We start from the raw sequence: 22,762 nt of genomic DNA, 5'->3' as shown, positions 1-22,762 counted from the left end.
CATTCATTATTTAAGAAGTTATTTATTCGTTCGAGGAACTACAATTCATTCTGGGGCAAGATATTGTAGATGTACAAAACATGAAAAAAGGGTGAAATGGATCACCCCCTTTTTCATGTGCAAACATGCATATTATTCTGCTTTGTAACCCCACTTAAGGTTGAATGCACCTACAGGTAGAGCCTCAATGCCTTTTACATTGTCTTTTGCAGCATATGTGTTTGTATAGAAGTAAACAGGAACGATTGGTAATTCTTCCATAAATAATTCTTCAGCTTCTTTTAAAATTTCTTGACGTTTGTCAGAATCAAGTTCTGCACGTGAATCTTCTAATAACGCTTTGAATTCATCGTTCTCCCAGTTCGTATAGTTGTTTCCACCAACTGTTTCGAATAACTCTAAGAAGTTAATCGCATCGTTAAAGTCTGCAATCCAACCCATACGACCGATTTGATAGTTTCCTTCTCCTAATGAGTCTAAGTAAACGTTCCATTCTTCGTTATTTAATTCAACATTTAAATCTAAGTTCTTATTCCACATATCTTGAACAGCTTGTGCAATTGCCGCGTGTCCTTCATCTGTGTTATAAGAAAGTTTAATTGCTGGTAATTCATCTAAACCTAATTCATCTAAACCTTTTTCTAAATATTTCTTCGCCTCATCAATATCATTATCTGCGAAGTATCCTTCTTCGTTCTCTTCAAACATGGAAGGTGGTACTAATGCCATTGCTGGCTTTTCTTCTGTTTGTGTAACATTATCTACAATTCCTTGGCGGTTAATAGATAAAGCTAATGCTTTACGGATATTTGCATTTGCTAACACTTCGTCTTCATGGTTAACTGCATAATAGTATAATCCAGCACGGTCAGCAATGTGTAATTCTCCCGCATCTTTCATCGATTGGATTGCCGCTAAAGGAATCGCATCAACAGGGTCTCCAATCCAGTCTAATTCATCATTTTCATACATAGATAATGCCGTTGACTCATCGTCAATCATATGCATGGTAACAGTTTCTAATTGTACCGTATCTGCATCCCAGTAATCTTCGTTTTTCTCAATAACGATACGGTCTTTATGCTCCCAAGAAACTAATTTGAATGGCCCGTTCGTGACGTAGTCGTCTCCAACATCTAAAGCCCATTTGTCATTTTTACTTGCAACATCTTTATTTAACGGATAATAAGTATGGAATGCTGTTAATTCTAAGAAATAATCTGTTGGCTGTTCTAACTCAACCACTAATGTTTTCTCGTCTTCTACTGTGATCCCAACGTCATCTAAAGATCCACCGTTTTCCTTTGCATCTTCCGCACCTTTAATTGGGTATAATTGATATGCATAGTCCGTATCTGCGCTTTCAGGATCTAACACCCATTTCCACGCATATTCGAAATCCTCTGCTGTAACAGGATCCCCATTTGACCATTCTGCATCTTCACGGATTTTAAATGTATATGTTAATCCGTCTTCAGATACATCAATGCTCTCAGCCATCGCTTCCTCTGGTTCTCCTTCTAAATTAATTCGAGTTAATCCCTCAAATATTTGGTCAAGTACTGCACTCGAAGTCGTATCAGATGAAGTACCCGGATGTAATGAAGGTGGCTCTGATTTAATATTAATGTTTAATGACTGATCGCCAGATGGTTCCGCGTTTTCAGCATTATTGTTTCCGCTTTCATCGTTGCCGTTATTTGATCCAGCATCATTATTTCCGCCACCACATGCTGCTAGAAATAACGAAAATGCGAAAGCGATTGTTAAAAGTAAAGACCATTTCTTCCAGTTCATCGTATGAACCCTCCCCTTTTTTAAAAATACAGATTTTATCTGATATTTCAATTATACATACTTTTTTTAACTTTTCCACAATTTGAGTTATAGTCGGAATATTCTGTGAACGGTTACATTCCGACTATCTTTTATTGCTTATGAAATGCTAAAAACATAAATCCAATGATACTAACAACTGTCGCTAAAACCATTGTCGTAAGGAACATATGTCCAAATCCTATTTCCATCGTGTTCGCAACGAACTGAAGCAATGTTTCTTTTTCTTCTCCTGCTTGCATTTGGCCAATTTTTTCCATAATGATTCCATAAAGGGCATCCTCATTTCCAGCTGGAATCGAAAACGTACTTACTGTCACGGATTGAATATCTGTACCTAACTGCTTTACACTGCTCGTCACAAAGCTTGCAAACACCATCGGAAAGATGGTCATTCCCATTTGTCTCATTAAAGATAATGTACCGAGTGACGAACCATACTCCTCTTCAGCAACCGTTAAACTCATCAATACATTTAGTGGTGCTCCTAATAAAAATCCTAGTCCGATACCTGCGAACATACTTGCAATAACGAACATAAACATATTGTCTACAAATTGATAAAAAAGTAAAAATCCCGTAAAACCGATGATCCCAGATAATATAATAGTTCTTTTTGGACCAATTTTGTCTGTTAAAAATCCACCAAGTCCTGAACCAATTCCAGATGCTATTGCCACAGGTGTTACCCAAAAAGCCGCACTTTCAACAGGGACTTGTAATACTTGTTCCACATAACTCGGTATAAATACAATCGTTGCTAAAAATCCACCCGATAAAATTCCTAAGAAAAGCGTTCCAATAAATGGCACATGACGCAATGTACTCGTCGCAATAATCGGGTCTTCTCCCCGCGCTTCCACTCGATACTCATGTCGTAAAAAGGCCACGCCGAGAATAACTGCCGCAACAATATAAGGTAAAACAGCAACCGATAACATACTATGTACCCATGCTTGTGGATCTAAGTTCGTTAAGCCCAACATAATAAATAGAATGAATAAAGATAAATATGCCGCACCAATTACATCTAAACGACCTTCACTTGTACGCTTTTCCTCATCCATTTTCCAAAGGCCCATACAAAATAAAAAGATTGCAATCGGTACATTAATTAAAAACATCCATTCCCATTTTCCTGTAAGATGTAAAATAAGTGCCCCTACATTCGGTCCAACAACTGCTGATAATCCATGCATCGACCCTAACAAACCGAGAAACTTCCCTTGATGTTCTTTTGGAACCGTTGTTAAAACATATGTAGAACCAATAATAAATATACCACCGCCACCAATCGCTTGAATGAAACGAGCGATTAATAACATCGTAAACGTTGGACTAAGAGCTACGAGAAAAGAGCCTAATCCAAATAAGAATATTTCAAATAAAAATAACTTTTTACGTCCATAACGATCCGACAATTTCCCAATAATAGGTACCGAAATCGCTAGGCCTAATGTATATAATGTAATCGCCCATGCGCCCCAACTCGGCGATACTTCAAACGATTGATATATCGTCGTTAATGCAGCACTAATAATTCCATTATCAAGCCCTGCCATAAATACCCCAATTGTAAATAAAATAATTGGCCACTTATATGACTGTTGTTGCACAAAACCACATCCTTCAATATTTTCCTACCATACATAAAAACACGAATACACCCTATCTTGTCGGATGAAAGAATCTACTATTTTTCATCTAGATGTATTCGTGTTTCCACGTTTTTACTTTACTTATTTAAAAAATGTTGCAATCCAATCAATGATATCATTGAAGAATGCTTTTACTTTTTCCCAAAACCCTTCATCTAAATTTATATCAAGATCGTCTAACCTGTCTTTAATTGTCGATGTAATATCTTCTAATTGATCCCTTACTTTTCCAAAATCGATATCTAAATCACGCATTTTATCAAATAAATCAATAAGTAATTGACGGTCTTCATCACTTAGAGTAATTTCTAAACGGTCTAACTGTTCAGACACGATTTGTTCCACATCTTCTCGTGTTGCCGGTTTTTCCTCTGAAATTACCTTTTTAATTTCTGTCATTAATGCTGTTACTTGTTCATCGGAAAGTCCTTCTTTATCTGCTAAATCAGATGTAATTTCTAGTTCATCATTCGCAACTTCCATTCTTCCTTGATCAAGCTCCACCCCACTAGCATCGTATGCTTTATAAATACCAGATAATGCGGATTCACCTGTTACTTGAATGGGGGACCCTACTTCAATCACTGCATTTTCAATCCCAGCTGTTAATAATGCATTACGATACATATCTGCATTTACTTTTGTTATATTGTTCGCTGTTAAAATTTGTACAGCAATGCCATGCCCTTCTTCTTTCGGTGTAATTTTTACAGAAGAGTACATATTTGAATTTGGGTCTCCATTAATATAATGTGCGATATCTTGTCCAGTTACACTATATTCTGTATCTCCATCTTCTACACTTAAAATATCTTTTACTTCCGCTTTTTGTGCCTCATTTAAATTTCCACCATAAACGACAATCGTTTCACCTAATAAATCTTCTTCTGTTTTCGCAATTTCTGCTGCCTCTACAAATGGTGAAAACTGTATCATTAATCCAAAAACTAAGATTCCTACGAGTAACCATTTACTAAATCGTTTCATCATCAAATCTCCTTTATTCCTTTAAAAATGGACATTTCCGTATACATATTTTATGCTTTCTATGGTAAAAATACAATGAACAATATTCGACATATAGATAAAGCAGTAACTTTGCCTTCCCCTACCTATTCCGTTTACAATATTACATAGATAAATAATCATATGCTTTTATCTTTAGTATTGAAGGTAGAAATACGAGCATACGTGCATATAAATTACATCTGTTTGTAAGAACATCACTTGAATAAAAATATAGGAAGTGTGAAATATTGGGAATAGTCATTGTAGACGTTTGTAGTGTAAATCCAATTATGACATTAGATATTGAAACAATTATTGAATCAGAATATCCAGAGGTAGCTGTCATCGTCAATAGTTGCCTTTCCTTTTGTGGACTATGTGCAAATAGCCCTTATGCTCAAGTAAACGGCAAACTCGTACACGGAAAAACAGCTGAACAATGTTTAGATAATATACGAAAACAAATTGAAAAAGAACTAGAAATGTATGCATAGTTTCTAGTTCTTTTTTGTTATAAACTTCTTTGTAAGATTTGTAGAACATCTTCTTTTTGAAGACGTTTAAAGTTCCCACAATTTGGTGCCGTCTCCATCGTTTTATGTGCAATTAAAGAAAATGTCTTATCATCATGAATGTCATAATGCTCCAAAGAGGAAGGTGCGCCCCATTCTTTCCATAAGCTAGCTAATGATTCAATACCTTCTTGAGCAATTTGTTTATCTGACTTTCCATTAGCATCTACCCCAAAAACATTTACAGCAAATCGTTTAAACCTACTAACATTTTCATCATCTAGTACATATTCCATCCATTTCGGGAATAAAATCGCCATGCCCCCACCATGTGGAATATCATGTACAGCTGAAAGTGCATGTTCAATATGGTGTGTACCCCAATCTCCAACAAATCCCATATTCATTTGATCACTTAATGCGATGGAACTTGCATAAGCAATCGTTTCTCGATATGATTCATTGGACAAGTCTTCTAATAACTTCGTTCCCGTCGTTGCAACATTGCGTAATGCCGCTTCCAAAAACTCATCTTGAATATTCGTATTGTTTCCGTGATGAAAATAATGTTCCAACAAATGACTCATCGTATCCACAACACCGTTTATCGTATGTTTACGAGGAACAGAAATCATTAATGTCGGATCCACAATGGAAAATTTCGCTCGTGAAAATGAGGAAACAAATGCGCGTTTCTCTTTCGATTCTTCATTTGAAATGACCGCACTCAAACTTAACTCTGCACCTGTACCTGCTAAAGTAACAATGGAACCATAAGGAATCCCATCAATTGCCCTCGTTTTTCTGCAAATAATATTCCACACATCTGCTTCCGTCCTCGCTCCAACGACAATTGCCTTCGTGCAATCGATGACACTTCCACCGCCAACCGCTAATATAAAATCAATCTTCTCCCGTTTACAAATATCAATGCCACGACGAACTGTCGATAATTTGGGGTTGGATGCCACCCCCATTAGTTCGACCCATTCCACATTCGCTTTCTTCAATTCATAGGTAATTTTTTCATAAACCCCGTTTCGCTTAATACTTCCACCGCCATAAACGAGTAAAATTTTTCTACCATACTTCCCTATTTCATTACTTAATTGATCTATTTGACCTTTTCCAAATAATAATTTAGTCGGATTATAATACATAAATGGTTGCATCGTTTTTCACCTCTTTATTTGAATTTTCACTCTAATGTAGGGAAAAAAAAGGGGTAATGTACATTACCCCTTTAAATACGCTACAGCATCAATTTCTACTAAAACATCTTTTGGCAAACGACTTACTTCAATTGTCGCTCTCGCCGGATATGGCTTGTTTAAATAACGACCATAAATTTCATTTACTGTACCAAAATTATTCATATCACTTAAATAGATTGTAAATTTCGCAACTTGAGAGAAAGATGCTCCAGCCTCCAACAAAACTGTCCGTAAGTTCTCCATTACTTGGATTGTTTGCTTCTCAATTCCGTCTACTACTTCTCCTGTTTCTGGATTTATACCGATGGCACCTGATGCATATAAGAAATCACCTGCAACAATCGCTTGAGAATAAGGTCCAATCGCTTCTGGTGCTTTATTTGTAAAAATTTCTTTCATCTCATTTCATCCTCTCTTTTTTTACTATAATCTTATCATAACAATTAATTCCCTGTATGAAAACCACTACATGGCTTCTTTTCGTTATTTTTGGAAATTTTCCTTTTGCTCTAATACGTCACGAGCATAATAAATATCTCCATAACATGCATCGTATTTAGCAGCCTCTTTACGTAAACATGAATAATGATTCGTGTCATCTAATTTTTCATACATTTCTTTTGAAAATTGAATCGCGATATCTAAATTATAGTTCGTTTCATGTTCTTTTACATATGCAATAAACCCGAGCCCAAAATTATATGACTGAACCGCTAACTCCAACTCGCCATTCGCCCGTTCCAATGCATGTGAAAAATATTGGACCCCTTGTTCAATCGATTCGGTTCGGCTTTTGATACAACCAATTTCCCCACAGGAACTTTCTGATGACTGCATCGGATCCTTTCCTCTACCACCAGATTCTTGTAGCATCATTGCCAATAATACATCCACATATTCTTCTACATGGTATTTTTTTGCGTACTTTGTAACGGTTTTTCGTTCATTTTCTACATGATATATTTGTAAATCTTCCATTAACTGCTTTTCATCTGAATGACGATCAACAAGTAAGGAAACTGTGACCAATATGCCACTTATCAATAATATAATTGATAAAACACTCCGCCCTGTTCTTTTTTGTCCCATCCTAAAAACCTCATCTTAAGATAATATTTCTTTTTTACGCCATTTTCCAAATTTATAATATAGAAAAGCTAATACACTACTGAGCACAAAACTCGTTCCCATACCAATGGCAATACCAACTTCCTTATATTGTTGTGAGAAAAAATACGTTAACGGATACCTTAATATCCAAAAAGATACAATATTTAATATTAATACTTGATACATTGCCCCAGAGGCACGAACGACTCCATTTAAAACAAAATTAATGCCTAGAAATGGGAAACAGAATGCCATAATACGTAAATACGTTACCGCAAATTGTACAGCTACTACATCACGAATAAATAGTTGTACAAAGAAAGGTGCAAATAATATAATAACAAGTCCAATCACACTCATACAAATAAAATTGTATAACAATCCATATGTTGCAATTTTATCCACTCGCTTCCAATTCTTCACACCCATATTTTGCCCTGCCATACTATTTACCGCCGTCCCAAGCGCCTGTGCCGGTATCATAATCAAACTATCTAATCTTTGCGCAGCACCGAAGCCACCGACAACAGCTGAACCAAACGTTGTCACGACACTCATAATGGCAGCAGAACCAGCCGAAATAACAGACATTTGTAAGCCAGCCGGAATCCCTAATTTTAATATAAGCGATACTTCTTTTGCAGTTGGTAATTTAGGCATTTGAAAAGGCACTAAGTTACGTCGTATGACATAAAATAACCCATATACAAAAGCAATCCCTTGAGATAGTATCGTTGCATATGCTGCCCCATCTACACCTAAATGGAATCCTTCAATAAATAAAGGATCAAAAACAATATTTAATATGACAGCAATAAACACAAACCGTAATGGACTTTTACTATCTCCTACCGCACGTAAAATTGTGCTAATAAAATTATAACCGAATAAAAAAAGTACCCCAATAAAATTTATTTGTAAATAACGAGTTGCATACGGCATTAAGTTTTCTGGAGTACGTAATAGTTGCAACATATGCTCAGCGAAAAGAACACCGACAATTGCCATGATGACAGATAAGAAAAGTAACGTAACGACGAATGCATTCACATAATTCTTTAGTCCTTCCTCATCTCCACGTCCCTTTTGTTGGGACAATATCGTTAAGGCAGCATTGTTTAATCCAATCACAAATGATAGCAATGTAAAAACAATGACACCTGAAACAGCTACGGCTCCTAAAGCATCCGCACCTAGTAAATTACCAATCCATAAACTATCGACCACTTGATACGATGTTTGTAATAGATTTGCTAAAATAATCGGACCTGAAAAGAAAATTAATTGTTTAAAAATATTTCCTTCCGTAAAATCATACTGGCTTTGCAATGTATATCGACTCCTATCAACATATTTGTTATTTTACCATAGGAATAGCTTATTTGATGTAATAAATACAATTTTGAAAATTCTATATTTTCAATTAATTGGTTTTAGTATATAATAGTGGAAAGTAGATTAGGAGGCTGATATTCATGATGGATCATTCGTTAACAATTGGCGCTATGATGGAACGTGCAGAGAAGTTTTTCCCGAAAAAGGAGGTTATCTCTCAAACACATGATAAAATTCATCGATTGACGTACAAAGAAATTGGAAAACGAACACGAAGCTTAATGAGTGCTTTAGAGAAACTCGGCATTCAAAGAGGCGACCGTGTCGGTACGCTCGCTTGGAATACTCACCGTCATTTAGAAATTTATTTTGCCGCACCAGGAATGGGAGCAGTACTCCACACAATCAACATACGACTATCACCCGAACATATTATTTATATCATCAATCATGCAGAAGATAAAATTATTTTTGTAGATGAAGATATTTTCCCTTTAATCAATCAACTCCATGAACACTTCACAACCGTAAAAACTTTCGTAGTGATGACAGACAAAGACACTTTACCCGAAACAACTTTAACCAATGTATATTCATATGAAGATTTAATTCGTGACGGGGATGAAACATACGAATTTTTAGAAGATATTGATGAGCGTGACCCAGCTGGAATGTGTTATACTTCTGCAACGACTGGAAAGCCAAAAGGAGTTATTTATACACACCGTTCTATCGCATTACATAGCTATGCACTTGGGCTAGCAGATTCAGCGGCAATATCCGAATCAGATGTTGCAATGCCTGTCGTGCCACAATTCCACGTAAATGCTTGGGGAATGCCATTTGCATGTACTTGGTTTGGGTCTACACAAGTAATGCCTGGCCCAAGATTTACACCTGAGCTACTTGCACGCTTGATTGAAGAATATAAAGTAACGATTACAGCAGGCGTCCCAACAATATGGCTCGGCTTATTAAAAGAAATCGAAACAAATGAATATGACTTATCCAGTTTGCGTGGCATACTATGTGGTGGTTCTGCTGCACCAATCGGCATGATTCGTGCATTCGAACAAAAACATCATATTCCATTCTTCCATGCTTATGGTGCAACAGAAACAACACCACTTGCTACATTTTCTCGATTAAAGAGTTATCAAACAGACTTATCCATGGAGGAAAAAATTCAAGAAAGAACACGACAAGGTATACTAGCACCTGGTTTAGAAATGAAAGTTGTCGATGAGAATGGCGACATCCCTTGGGACAATGAATCCATGGGTGAATTATTATTACGAGGACCATGGATTGCTAGCGAATATTATAATGACGATCGAACAGAGAAATCATTCGTAGATGGTTGGTTTCATACCGGAGATGTTGTAACAGTAGACGAAGAAGGTACAGTCAAAATTATTGACCGGACGAGTGACCTTATAAAGAGTGGTGGAGAGTGGATTTCTTCTGTTGAACTTGAGAACGTACTAATGGCACATGAAGCTGTATTTGAAGCATGTGTTGTCGCTGTACCAGATGAGAAGTGGCAAGAGCGCCCGATTGCGTGTGTCGTTTTACATGATGGGTATGATGGCAAAGTAACGAAAGAAGAGTTACTCGACTTTTTAAAGCCACAGTTTGCGAATTTTTGGATTCCTGATGACGTTTTATTTGTCGAGGAAATACCGAAATCGTCTGTCGGAAAGTTTTTAAAGCGTGAATTACGTAAAACAGTTTTAGCAGCCATAGAACAATAAATAAAAACCGAATGTTCGTTATATGCTTCCCACAAAAAGCTAACGAGCATTCGGTTCTTTTATGATACATATTGCTTTTTCCAACTTTTTCGTTCTCCCTATTCACGATTATTGTTTGTTTCCAAAAATATAATTAACTAAGTTATCCAATGTTGAAACATCACTCGTTATAAGAAATACTGGCATAATCATAATGACAAAAATAACCGCAACATAGGATAATACCCATTTCGAAAAACCACTTGCTACAGCTCTCATTATTTTCTCCCCCTTCCCTTTCTTGTGTTGATATTTTATAATATTCTGACTATTTATGCAAGTATTTTTGTCTAAATTGTGAACATTTTCAGGAAAAAGTGGTAAATGTCTAGTTCTAGTTATCCTTTAAAGGGAAATGACGAAATTTATTACAGCTAAATTGACATATACATCAGCATATTGCGAGTGTTGTGGAGTTAAAAACGAAGATTACACGGTCTACAAAAATGGAACGAAAATATCATGGATTACATTGCCTATTTCAGGAGCTTATCCAACATACAGCTTAAGCTACAATGGAAAAGGTAACTAGTATATAAACAGCCATATGAAACGTAGGAAATGTACGTAGACTCCTGCGTGAAAAAAGGCCTAGATAAGACAAGTGAAGGCAAAGCCTGAACTTGGCTTAGCAGCCGCACACGGAAAGCGGAGTACATTTCCGAAGTGACGTATTCACGCTATTCTTATTGGCTCCACATCATTAAATATTAGATGACTTTAAAAGGGTCACCAATACCATTTGACAAAGGGCCAATCCTCTGTACATTTTTTCTGTTTTATGCATAAAAAAGGTGCCAGTGAATTTTCTCCACCAACACCAAATATTGTAGAGCCAGAGAATTCTTCCGGCGTAGATAAAAATTTTGTAAGGCATCTCCAGAAAACTACTCTGTACATTTCTAATTTGATTATCTAGCAATAACTAATCGTTTTGCAGCAATCTTTCCAAGTTATGGCTGAAACATGTTGTTTTATATACTTAATAATTGTTTTATATCTTCTTCTGATAACGTAGAAAGCATCGACTCACCTGGTTGGATCACTTGGTCAATCAATTCACGTTTTTTCTGTTGCAATTCATAAATCTTTTCTTCAATCGTCCCTTCGGCAATTAAGCGAATGACTTGAACGACATTTTTTTGGCCAAAACGATGTGCACGCCCTGCCGCCTGATCTTCCACTGCTGGATTCCACCATAAATCATACAATATGACCGTGTCCGCCCCTGTCAAATTCAAGCCTGTTCCACCTGCACGCAACGAAATAAGAAATACACTATTTTCCCCTTCATTGAATGCTTCACTCATTTCTACACGTTTTTTCGCAGGTGTTTCACCATGGATATAAAAGTATTTTATATGACGTTTCTCTAACTCTTTTCTTATAATGTCATGCATCGATGTAAATTGCGAAAAAATGAGCATCCGTTTATTGTCTGCTATACTTTGCTCGATCATTTCTAACAGGCGCTCTAACTTTCCCGAGGTTCCTTCATAATTTTCTAAAAACAGGGCAGGGTGACAACAAAGTTGACGTAGTCGAGTAATTCCAGCCAAAATTTTCATCCGATTCTTTTGGAAACTTTCTCCAACTATAGAGTCTTGCGCATCTCGTTGTACTTGTTGTAAATATCCAACATATAAATGTTTTTGTTCCTCGGTTAATTCGGAAATAGAGGTCGTTTCAATTTTATCTGGTAATTCTTTTAACACATCTTCTTTCACTCTTCGTAAAATAAACGGACGTGTTAAAGACGCAATTTTTTCATTCGGTAGTTCGCGGAAAGTCTTTAAATTTGGCATAAGCCCCGGCAATACAACTTGGAAAATAGACCATAATTCGTCGATAGAATTTTCAATCGGAGTTCCGCTTAAGGCAAAACAATTACGGGCGTTTATTTCACGTATCGCTTTTGCTGTCTTCGTTTCATAGTTTTTAATAAATTGTGCTTCATCTAATATTAATGTATGGAAAAAACGCCCTTTTAATAATTCAATATCTTGACGTGCGGTCCCATATGACATCACCCAAACATTTGCCTGTTCATGTAAATCCATCAATGTTGCCCTTTCTTGCCTCGTTCCAGAAATAACCGCTACATCTAAATGTGGTGCAAATTTCGTACACTCATGCTTCCAATTATATACGACAGAGGACGGCACAATAACTAAATGCGGGTTTTCGGAATGCTCAGACATTAAATAGGTAATCGTCTGAATCGTTTTTCCAAGTCCCATATCATCTGCTAAAATACCACCTAAACGATATTCACTCAACGATTTAAACCATTGATAACCAGCCTCTTGGTAAGCTCGCAACGTCGCATTCAATCGATCTGGAACTTCATAGCTCGTCTGTTCTGGTGATCGCAATTGTTGTAATAATTTTCGAAACGATGGATCATAACTTTTCTTCAAATCGAGCAATTCATCTACTTGCATACTATGGTATGCCGGTATCTCCATCTTTCCATCATGTAATTGCGAATCTTTAATGTCTAACGTAGAAACAAGGTTTTGAATGGATGCAAACTGTTCATTTTCCAACGAAACAATGGTTCCATTTCGCATACGGTAAAAACGTTTTTTCTCCATAACAGCTTGTAACATCGCCGTTACCTCTGCCTCTTCCACTCCAGAAATGTCAAAACTTATTTCCAATAAATTTGTCGTTTCATCAATCCGAACGGCACTATTTGGAATCGGTTCAACTTCAGCCATCATCGCCTGAATATCTGCTGTTAAATATACTTCAACATATTCATCTAACTGTGGCAAAATCGTATATAAAAACTCATACACTTCTTCATCTTCATATAATTGAATGAACAATGTTTCCCCATTATATTTAAAGTTCGACTGTTCAATAAAATGCATAATTTGTTCTTCTTTTTCCATATCACGAATAATAATTTTTTGTTGCTTTTTCTTCGTATGTTGAAAAGGATCTATTTTATGAGCACCATAATGATATTCGAGTTTCCCTGTTATTTTTTCGCCATCCATCTCTAAATATAACTTCGCGATTAATGGAGCCTCCACAATATCATCCTGAATGGACTCATTCATTTCCACTGGCGTAATTTGCCTTATTTTCGGTAAGGTTTCTGAAAAAAATGTGTCCTTTAACGACGATGGAATTGGCATCACAAAGGATCTTTTTTCCACACGACCAAATTCATGCAATAAATTTCGTTGTAATGGTCCTAAAAAGTAAAATGTTCCACCTTGGTACAATGCATTGTACATCGTTAAATCATAAATTGGTGTCTCTTCATTTCCCTCTACATATAGTGCTAAATTATCTTTATAATCCTTTACCGAAAATTGCAACGGTAACTTGTCTGTCTCTATTTGCACAGACGTATATACTTCTTTATCATTTGATCCTGTTAGGTACACCGTACGTTTTTGTAATTTCTCCAGCAATAATTGTAAATTGGAAGGAGAAAGGAGTAAATGACGACGGTCATAAGCATTTCCCGGGTCATAACGACGATCCGTATATACATCTCCTGTTTGAATAGACGATTGTAACAATTCAAAGATAGCCATATCTTGCTGTAAAAAATAATGATCTTCCGGGCGAAAGCTAAATTTTTTCGTAAAGAAATGCTCTTCTCCGTGCAATGCATGATATAACAAATCACGAATTTGATGCACAACATACAAATGGTCTGTCCCTGTCTTTATTTGCAACCATATTTTCCCTGTATATTCCACATTTATTTCGTACGCTATTTTCATTGGTATTTTGTTTAAGACATATGACGTATCATGTAATTCATATTGAGAAACATTTTGAATAAAGTGTTCTGCAGTAGCACGGTTCATCGCTTTTATCGCTTCTTTTTCTTGATCACTTATTTCTAATAGAACCGCGACGATATGCTTACACGTATGATATACCGCAAAATTCGGGCATTCGCAATATGGCTTAATCGTTCCTTGATCAATGTGGTTCATATCCACTTCCACATAATAAGAAGATGTTCCTTCTACTTCTGCAAACCAAGCATCACTGTTTTTATTAAAACTTAACCCATGAACACGACCTAAATGATAATATTGTAAACCTCGCTCATATATTTTTGGCGAAAATAATTGTTGAATATTCGTATGTGTTAATTTTTGCCCCATCCATATCTATCCTTTATCGTTAAATTCGATTCCTTTAAGCTTTACGTGGATTACGTCTTCCTGATAAAACTAAATACAAATAGTACGTTAATGCAACAATCGCAGAAACTGCGGATACGATATAAATATATTTATAGCCGAATAAAAATGCAATCTGTCCAAACACCATCGCACCAATCCCAACACCTAAGTCAAAGAAAGAGAAAAACGTTGCATTTGCCATTCCTTTTCGATTCACCTCAGCTTTATCTACCGCCCATGCTTGTAATGCAGGTTGAATCATGCCAAAACCAAATCCGTATAAACTTCCTGCAACTATTAACGTTACGGTGTTCGGTAACCATGCAAGTAATAACATCGCAGTAAATACGAGTAATATACCTGGTGGGATCACATATAAATCTCCTCTATTATCATATATTTTCCCAGCAAAAATACGAGATAACATTAAAAATGCTGCATAAAAAATAAAATACATTTCAATTCCAGCTACATCTTTTTCTACTGCATGTAACGGAAGAAACGATGCAATTCCACCGAATGTCAATGTAATAAAAAATAATATAATTGCAGGATTAATCGCTGACTTTTCTAATACGTCAAAGCGGGCTACTTTTGTTCGATGAGGAGACTGTGCTACTTTTTTATATTTTATGTTCATCGATAACAAAAATGCTATGACACCTAATGTAGCACTGCTTAAAAAGAGTGCTTTAAATGAAATAACACCTACCAGTGAAAGACCTAGAGCGGGGCCAAAAGCTAAAGCTAAATTACCAGAAAGCCCATAGTAACCCATTCCTTCTCCACGTCTTGTTGGTGGTATTAAGTCTGTTGCAATTGTACCTGAAGCTGTCGTTGAAAATCCCCATCCGACTCCTTGTATAACACGCATGACGAATAACATTACCATACTTGTCATGAAACCGAATGTCCCAACAGATATAATAAATAAAAGTAGGCCAAATAAATAGACTCGGCCTCTTCCTTTTGTTTCTAATGCATGTCCTGCATACGGTCGAAACAAAAGTGCTGAGAAAGTAAAAATACCAACGATTAGTCCGACTAATTGATCTGAACCACCTAGTTCTTTGACGAAAATCGGTAATGTTGGTAACGTCATTTGAAACCCTAAAAAAATAAAAAAGTTCGCAAGCCAAATAAATGCGAAATCTTTCGTGAAAATCTTATCTTGATGATCATCTTGCATACATTATCTTCCTTTCCTTCTTAATAGTATACATGAAGGAAAAACCAATTTAAAGCTAATGATTTGCTTCGTTTGTCATTAGTTTGCACATTCTTATGTAAAATATAAAAATGAGGTTTGGATAGAAGAGGAAATGATCGATAAGACCAAGAATTAGCGAATGAATAAAGCGAGTTTGTCGCGTATATGATGATTATTCACCCAATTCATGTGTCTGTATCGTATTCCAACTATACCCAAACCTCATCATTATGTTGTTTTTGTTTTTATAGATCGTCAAAACCGTTTAAATCACTTGTTTTCGTATATTGTCTTGATGTTTGTTCAAAAAAGTCCGTTTTTGTACCATCAAAATTATCTACATAGGCACGAATCCATTTCATCGGGTTTTCCGTATACTCTGGATATAACTCACTTAATCCCATCATTCGTAACATTTTATTGGCACGATATTTCACATAACCAGCCATTTCATCTAAATTAATACCGTCCACATCTTTTAAAACATAAGTCGACCATTCAATTTCTAATTCAACAGAATCACGGAAGCTATCATATACCCATGAAATAAATTCCTCATTGTTATAAGATGGATTTTCCGCTAATGTTGCACGGAACATTTCCGAAATGAAGCGACCATGTTCTAATTCATCACGGTTAATATAACTTACCATTGTAGACGTTCCAACCATTTTATTATGACGTGCTAAATTATAAAAGAACGCAAATCCAGAATAGAAGAACATTCCTTCTAATAAAATCGTATATACCATCGTTTTTAGGATGTTTTCAATCGTTGGCTCTTCGGCAAATTTATTGTAATGGTGCATAATCTTTTCGTTTCGTTTTAATAAAACAGGATCTTTTCTTCCGAGTTCAAATGATTCATTTTGTTCTGCAAGTGAAACGACAGAAGATAGTACATATGAATATGATTCGTTATGTACCGCCTCTTGTTGTGCGATGACTGCCATAATTGACTGGACAGATGGATCTGTCGCATATAATGAAAACAGTAACGCCGTTCTCGTCTGTGGTGCGTCTAATGTCGATAATAACCCAATAATTTTTAAATAAGCATCACGTTCTTCTTCTGTTAACGTAGGGAACTGCTTAATATCACTCGACATGTTCACCTCATCTGCTTGCCAATAATTTCCGACTAATCGTTTATACATTTTATACCAATGTGGATACGCAATGTCGTTCCAATTTAAAATACCACTCGATTTTCCACCGAAAATCCCCGTTGATTTGTTCGGGTTACGCGGTTCTAACGTTTTTGCACGTTCAAGCAGTAACTCTGACATCTTCTAACACTCCTTCTAGCCAGTTATCAATTAATACTTCTTGGGAGCCTCTTGGGGACTGTTCGATTTTCAAACCGTCCCACTTACTCTCATAAAACTTCACTAATTTATCCACAGCTCCACAAAACATAGCATCTCCACCAAATTGTGTATCGCCTGAACCAAATACTGCTACATTATTCGGTTTATAGCCGACTTCTAATACAAAATCTTTCACTTCATCTGGCGTTCCACCCATATCCCACGTAAATGTGCCGAGAAATATATAATCGTACACACTTAAGTCTGGTACATAATCAATGCCAATCGATAACATATCGACCTCTATTCCTTCACATACTAATTTCCGTTCAATATGTTCCGCAATCTCTTCTGTATTTCCGCTATAAGATAAATAAGCAATTAAAGTTCTCATGAATGACACCACTCACATTCTTCAATATCGTTCGCAGTAGATCGAACATAATACGATGTTTTTAGCCCCTCTTTCCAAGCTTGTACGTGTAAATTTAATAAAACAGACGCACGAATCGTATTTGGTACATACATATTAAATGAAATACTTTGATCAATATGCTTTTGTCTTACTGCGTTTTGCTTTACAGACCAACGCTGATCTACAATATATGCAGAACGACGATAAATGTTATACGTTTTATGGTCTAATGCTGGTGCAGTGACTGGAATTTTGAAGTCCTTTTTCTCCTCGTAATAGAACACTTGGAAAATCGGGTCAATACTCGCAGTGGATCCTGCAATCATCGCTGTTGATGAGTTCGGTGCTACTGCCATTAAATACCCATTACGAATACCATTTTCTTGTACTTCTTGTTTTAATGCTTCCCACTTTTCACCTTTATATCCACGTGAAGTGAAATAGCTTCCTGATTGCCACTTACTTCCTTCAAAGAGACGGTAAGCTCCTTTTTCTTTACTTAATTCCATACTTGCTTGAATCGTTAAATAAGCAATTTGTTCATATAATTCATCCGTGTAAGTTAATGCCTCTTCTGACTCCCATTCGATACCTTTCAGTGCAAGCAAGTGATGCCAACCGAACGTTCCTAAACCTACCGCTCTATATTTCTGGTTTGTCAGCTGTGCTTGTAAAATCGGCAATGTGTTCATATCGATGACATTATCCAACATCCTTACTTGAATCGGAATGAGTCGCTCTAAAACACCTTCTGGTACTGCGCGACCTAAGTTGACAGAACTTAAGTTACAAACAACATAATCCCCAGTTTTGTACTTTTTCACAATAACATCTTCATTTTCAATATACTCTTCTAAAAACTCTGTTGGTGATTGATTTTGTGTAATTTCTGTACAAAGGTTAGAACAGTAGATGATGCCAGCATGACTATTTGCATTCATACGGTTTACTTCATCACGGTAAAACATAAACGGTGTACCTGTTTCTAACTGAGAAATCATGATACGTTTCATAATATCAATTGCCGGTACTTTCTTTTTCGTTAAACGTTCATCGCGGATACATTCTTCATATTTCGTCCGCCACGTTCCAGCACCTTTTTCTTCATCATAAAAATCTTCTAAGCTATACCCCATCACTTGTCTTACTTCATGTGGGTCAAATAAATACCAGTCACCACGTGCTTCTACTTGTTCCATAAAGTAATCTGGTAAACATACCCCAGGGAAAATATCATGTGCTCGCATACGTGCATCCCCGTTATTTAATTTTAAATCTAAAAACGGTTCAATATCGATATGCCATACATCTAAATAAATCGCGATCGCACCTTTTCTCGTACCTAACTGGTCTACACTTACCGCTGTATTATTTAACTGACGAATCCATGGCACAACACCACTCGACATTCCTTTAAATCCTTTGATTGCACTCCCACGGCCTCGGACTTTCCCCATATAAACACCAATTCCACCGCCGTTTTTTGATAACTGTGCTACGTCTGTATTCACATCGTAAATCGATTGTAAACTATCCTCGACTGTATCGATGAAACAGCTAGAAAGTTGTCCATGTGTTTTTCCTGCGTTATTCATTGTCGGTGTTGCAACCGTCATATATAAATTACTTAAAGCCCAATAAGCTTCTAAAATATAATCCATTCGTTTCTCGCGATCTTCATCCTGCATTAAATGCATGGCGATAATCATCCAACGTTCTTGTGGCAATTCAAACACGTTTTTCTCATGGTCTGTCGCCAAATACCTTGTCGCTAATGTATAAATCGCTAAATAGTGAAATAAACTATCGCGTTCTTGTTCGATCTTACTTCCTAAAAAGTCGATCTCTTCTTTTGTATATTTTTCTAATAATTTATTCGTATAAATGCCTTTATTCGTTAATTGATTAATTAATGTATAAAAATCTCCATATTTTTCAGCTGGATCATATCCGCGGTTAGCTGCAGCTTGTTCATACAATTGTGCCGCATATAAACGACTGGCAAAGTATGTCCAATCCGGATTAGCTTCATCAATATTTTCTAATGCGATTTTAATCATTTCGATGTGAACATCTAACCCTGTCACATTCTCTGTTGCGTTGAACATCTTTTCTTTATATGGTGTGACATCTACATTTAATCCTTCTTGTGCCAACGTCATTAATGCTTCTACCTTGTTTTCTACCTCTAACATGCTCATCTATAAATCCCTCCTGAAAAATGATCCCCGTATTCCATATGGTGATCGCTTCGTTTCCTGTTCTCCTACGTATGTACATGTATAATAAAAAGCCGTTTATTCGCATGAGGAATAAACGGCTAAAAAGACAACAAAATATGTACTATTTCAATATCCATGCCGTTTCGAAAATCCCTCACCCCGGAGAAGTGAAACTAATGCGATTAGGCAGGTCTCCTGACTTATATGTATCTCCAGAACCCCTTCCTATATGTGTTGCCTTTCTCTCGATAAACAACTACATATAGTGAGCATGTCCTTTCATATAAACAACATAATTACAGTTGCGGGGGCAGTTCTAGCTTCCCACTAGATTCCCTTTTTAAGACTTTCGTATGTCACCTTAATCACTATATATTGTGTATTCAATTTTATATTTCATCTATATATTGTGTTTTAATCTTAACATATTCATTTTTATGATGCAATATATTTTTACAAATTTAGCGATTATTAGCATAGCATGTTTATAGATTTGTAACACTAATTTAGTTTTGATACACTTCTAAGCGCATAAAGAAATCTTTTATAAATTGATAAAACAATTTTTCGGTTGGTAATAATTCACGTTCAGCAGGAATAATCGCACCGACTGATCGTTTCAAACTAGGTTCGGTAATAGGAACCTTTACGGTAGCACGTGGCAAACAATCCACCAATGTTACTTCCGGAATTAATGTCACACCTAATCCCGCAGATACAAGTCCTTTAATCGCATCTAAATCTTTTCCTTCAAATGAAATTTTCGGTTGGAAACCACGTTGTAAACAACCTTCCATAATGACATCGTGTAAAATAAACCCTTTAGGAAACATGACAAACGATTCATCGCGCAATTCGATTAATTTTAACGAAGACCTGTTTGCAAGAGAATGATTGCTCGGTAACAAAGCGACAATATCTTCTGTAAAAAGAACTGTACTTTTTATTTTCTCTTGGTCTTGTGGTAATGGCCCTAATAACGCAATATTAATTTCGCCCTTTTTCACCCAATCAAGTAGTTCACTATGTGTCCCTTGATTTAGCACGAATTTTACATCTGGATACTGTTTTCGGAAATAAAAAATAGCCGTCGGTAATATATAAGATGCTAAACTGGCTGCAAAACCTATATGAATGGTTCCTTTTTTAGGATCGGTATATTCAATCACTTCTTGTCTTGCGTCATCAATCACATTGATCGCTTTTTCCATATGTTCTAAAAAAACTTTCCCAATCCTCGTTAGTCGAACCGTTCTTCCTTCACGAATAAATAAATCTACCCCGAGTTCTTCTTCTAAATTAAAAATTTGTCTGCTTACTGCTGATTGCGCTACATGCAAAGCATCTGCCGCTTCCGTTACATGCTCACGTTTTGCAACTTCAATAAAATATTTTATTTGTCTTAACTCCATTTTTGTCACCTCGTATTTTCTATTATCTCATAAAAGCATTAATAATATCTATTAATAATATTGTTTAGATTGATACATGTATGATAAATTAGTAATAGAGGAATTATATAGAATAGATGGAATAGACGGAATTAATAGAAAGAAATGGGAGGCGAGCATCATGACTCAACTAGAGCGCGTCGTTTCAAAGGAAGAACAAGAAGTAATCGACTATATGGACGAACTTTATGAAAAAATAAAAGCACGTGACGCACATGAAGTGGAGTTTTTACAAGCTACAAAAATGTTACTAAATTCTCTTGTGCCAGTCTTTGTGAAGAATCGCACATATAGAGAAAAAAATATATTAGAACAATTGATTGAACCCGAAAGAATCATTACATTTCGGGTTCCGTGGATAGACGATAACGGAAAGACACACGTAAATCGTGGGTACCGCGTACAATTTAACAGTGCCCTTGGCCCGTATAAAGGTGGCCTTCGTTTCCATCCAAGTGTAAATTTAAGTGTTATGAAGTTTTTAGCCTTAACACAAATTTTTAAGAACTCTTTAACTGGCCAACCAATTGGTGGCGGGAAAGGTGGTGCAGACTTCGATCCAAAAGGGAAGTCTGATAACGAAATTATGCGTTTCTGTCAAAGTTTCATGACCGAATTATATCGCCATATCGGTCCGGACATAGATGTACCTGCAGGAGATATTGGAGTTGGAAAACGTGAAGTTGGTTATATGTTTGGTCAATACAAACGTATCCAAGGAGCGTACCATGCAGGAGTATTAACTGGAAAAGGACTAAACTATGGTGGTAGTTTAGGTCGTACAGAGGCAACGGGATACGGAACCATTTATTTCGTACAAGAAATGTTGAAAGACAGACGTGAAGATTTTAAAAATAAAACAGTGATCACATCTGGATCTGGAAATGTTGCTATTTATGCAATGGAAAAAGCAATTAAATTAGGAGCAAAAGTTGTCGCATGTAGTGATTCAAGTGGATATGTATACGACCGTAATGGGCTAAGTTTACAGACGATTAAGCGAATAAAGTTTTCCGAAGGGGCACGAATTTCCGAGTATGTCAAAACACATCCTGAAGCGGAATATTTTGATGATGGATCTAAAATTTGGTCCATTCCATGTGATATTGCACTTCCTTGTGCGACACAAAATGAAATCGATGAAGCATCTGCAAAAATGTTAGTGAAAAATGGCGTACAAGTTGTTGCGGAAGGAGCAAACATGCCTTGTTCCATCGAAGCAATCGATGTCTTTTTAGAAAATGATATTATGTTTGGCCCTGCACAAGCAGTAAATGCAGGTGGTGTCGCTTGCTCTTCATTAGAAATGGCACAAAATAGCCAAAGACTTAGCTGGACAGTTGAACAAGTAGATGAACAACTACAAAAAATTATGAAAACTATCTATTCAAACTGTAAACGTGCTTCCAATAAATATGACCACCCGGGAAATTTAGTTGTCGGAGCAAATATTGCAGGATTTACAAAAGTAGCAGACACAATGATCGAACAAGGGGTTATTTAAGACAAAACGGCGAAATAAAAT

17 protein-coding genes and 1 riboswitch are annotated in these 22,762 nt (G+C 36.3%); of the genes, 3 read left to right on the top strand and 14 right to left on the bottom strand.

Going from position 1 to position 22,762, the window contains the following annotated elements:
• Positions 1 to 132: 132 nt before the first annotated feature.
• The 3 genes from WKT09_RS03505 to WKT09_RS03495 all read right to left on the bottom strand — a co-directional run bounded on the left by WKT09_RS03505 (position 133) and on the right by WKT09_RS03495 (position 4,481).
• Positions 133 to 1,797, bottom strand: a complete 1,665-nt coding sequence (locus WKT09_RS03505; protein WP_340414716.1) for a peptide ABC transporter substrate-binding protein — start codon at positions 1,795 to 1,797, stop codon at positions 133 to 135.
• Positions 1,798 to 1,928: 131 nt separating this feature from the next.
• Positions 1,929 to 3,452, bottom strand: coding sequence for an MFS transporter (locus WKT09_RS03500; protein ID WP_340414715.1), 1,524 nt, complete (start codon positions 3,450 to 3,452; stop codon positions 1,929 to 1,931).
• Between the two features lie 123 nt (positions 3,453 to 3,575).
• On the bottom strand, positions 3,576 to 4,481 hold the full coding sequence (locus WKT09_RS03495; RefSeq protein ID WP_340414714.1) for a DUF1002 domain-containing protein: 906 nt from the start codon (positions 4,479 to 4,481) through the stop codon (positions 3,576 to 3,578).
• 269 nt (positions 4,482 to 4,750) lie between these two features.
• Here WKT09_RS03495 and WKT09_RS03490 point away from each other — a divergent pair, with 269 nt between their 5' ends.
• Positions 4,751 to 4,996, top strand: a complete 246-nt coding sequence (locus WKT09_RS03490; protein ID WP_340414713.1) for a DUF1450 domain-containing protein — start codon at positions 4,751 to 4,753, stop codon at positions 4,994 to 4,996.
• Between the two features lie 17 nt (positions 4,997 to 5,013).
• Here WKT09_RS03490 and WKT09_RS03485 read toward each other — a convergent pair whose 3' ends face one another.
• The 4 genes from WKT09_RS03485 to WKT09_RS03470 all read right to left on the bottom strand — a co-directional run bounded on the left by WKT09_RS03485 (position 5,014) and on the right by WKT09_RS03470 (position 8,667).
• A complete protein-coding gene (locus WKT09_RS03485) occupies positions 5,014 to 6,186 on the bottom strand; it encodes an iron-containing alcohol dehydrogenase (protein ID WP_340414712.1) in 1,173 nt (390 codons plus the stop codon).
• 63 nt (positions 6,187 to 6,249) lie between these two features.
• Positions 6,250 to 6,627 (bottom strand): RidA family protein, encoded by a 378-nt coding sequence (locus WKT09_RS03480; RefSeq protein WP_340414711.1) that lies wholly within the window; start codon positions 6,625 to 6,627, stop codon positions 6,250 to 6,252.
• Between the two features lie 84 nt (positions 6,628 to 6,711).
• Positions 6,712 to 7,317: a lysozyme family protein gene (locus WKT09_RS03475; RefSeq protein ID WP_340414710.1), complete on the bottom strand. Its 606-nt coding sequence runs from the start codon at positions 7,315 to 7,317 to the stop codon at positions 6,712 to 6,714.
• Positions 7,318 to 7,332: 15 nt separating this feature from the next.
• Positions 7,333 to 8,667 (bottom strand): MATE family efflux transporter, encoded by a 1,335-nt coding sequence (locus WKT09_RS03470; RefSeq protein WP_340414709.1) that lies wholly within the window; start codon positions 8,665 to 8,667, stop codon positions 7,333 to 7,335.
• Between the two features lie 146 nt (positions 8,668 to 8,813).
• Between WKT09_RS03470 and WKT09_RS03465 the strand changes: the two genes are divergently transcribed.
• On the top strand, positions 8,814 to 10,427 hold the full coding sequence (locus WKT09_RS03465) for a long-chain fatty acid--CoA ligase (RefSeq protein ID WP_340414708.1): 1,614 nt from the start codon (positions 8,814 to 8,816) through the stop codon (positions 10,425 to 10,427).
• A gap of 108 nt (positions 10,428 to 10,535) precedes the next feature.
• Here the strand turns inward: WKT09_RS03465 and WKT09_RS03460 are convergent, their stop codons facing one another.
• From WKT09_RS03460 to WKT09_RS03430, 7 genes are all read right to left on the bottom strand, one after another.
• Complete coding sequence (locus WKT09_RS03460; RefSeq protein ID WP_336266577.1) at positions 10,536 to 10,685, bottom strand: hypothetical protein; 150 nt, start codon at positions 10,683 to 10,685, stop codon at positions 10,536 to 10,538.
• Between the two features lie 755 nt (positions 10,686 to 11,440).
• Positions 11,441 to 14,608, bottom strand: a complete 3,168-nt coding sequence (locus WKT09_RS03455) for a DEAD/DEAH box helicase (protein ID WP_340414707.1) — start codon at positions 14,606 to 14,608, stop codon at positions 11,441 to 11,443.
• A gap of 34 nt (positions 14,609 to 14,642) precedes the next feature.
• Complete coding sequence (locus WKT09_RS03450; protein WP_340414706.1) at positions 14,643 to 15,818, bottom strand: MFS transporter; 1,176 nt, start codon at positions 15,816 to 15,818, stop codon at positions 14,643 to 14,645.
• A 266-nt stretch (positions 15,819 to 16,084) separates the two neighbouring features.
• A complete protein-coding gene (locus tag WKT09_RS03445; protein WP_340414705.1) occupies positions 16,085 to 17,128 on the bottom strand; it encodes a ribonucleotide-diphosphate reductase subunit beta in 1,044 nt (347 codons plus the stop codon).
• A complete protein-coding gene (locus WKT09_RS03440) occupies positions 17,109 to 17,543 on the bottom strand; it encodes a flavodoxin (protein WP_340414704.1) in 435 nt (144 codons plus the stop codon). Before WKT09_RS03440 ends, WKT09_RS03445 begins: the two co-directional genes overlap by 20 nt.
• Positions 17,540 to 19,765 carry a ribonucleoside-diphosphate reductase subunit alpha gene (locus WKT09_RS03435; RefSeq protein ID WP_340414703.1) on the bottom strand — a complete coding sequence of 742 codons (2,226 nt, stop codon included), beginning with the start codon at positions 19,763 to 19,765 and terminating at the stop codon, positions 17,540 to 17,542. Before WKT09_RS03435 ends, WKT09_RS03440 begins: the two co-directional genes overlap by 4 nt.
• A gap of 189 nt (positions 19,766 to 19,954) precedes the next feature.
• Positions 19,955 to 20,166: riboswitch (cobalamin riboswitch) on the bottom strand.
• Between the two features lie 126 nt (positions 20,167 to 20,292).
• Positions 20,293 to 21,198, bottom strand: coding sequence for a LysR family transcriptional regulator (locus WKT09_RS03430; protein WP_340414702.1), 906 nt, complete (start codon positions 21,196 to 21,198; stop codon positions 20,293 to 20,295).
• A gap of 160 nt (positions 21,199 to 21,358) precedes the next feature.
• Between WKT09_RS03430 and gdhA the strand changes: the two genes are divergently transcribed.
• Complete coding sequence (gene gdhA / locus WKT09_RS03425; RefSeq protein ID WP_340414701.1) at positions 21,359 to 22,741, top strand: NADP-specific glutamate dehydrogenase; 1,383 nt, start codon at positions 21,359 to 21,361, stop codon at positions 22,739 to 22,741.
• Positions 22,742 to 22,762: the final 21 nt, after the last annotated feature.

This window comes from Pseudogracilibacillus sp. ICA-222130 (assembly GCF_037892545.1).
In the GTDB taxonomy this organism is placed as follows: domain Bacteria; phylum Bacillota; class Bacilli; order Bacillales; family Amphibacillaceae; genus Pseudogracilibacillus.
This window is presented reverse-complemented; position numbering and strand designations above follow the sequence as displayed.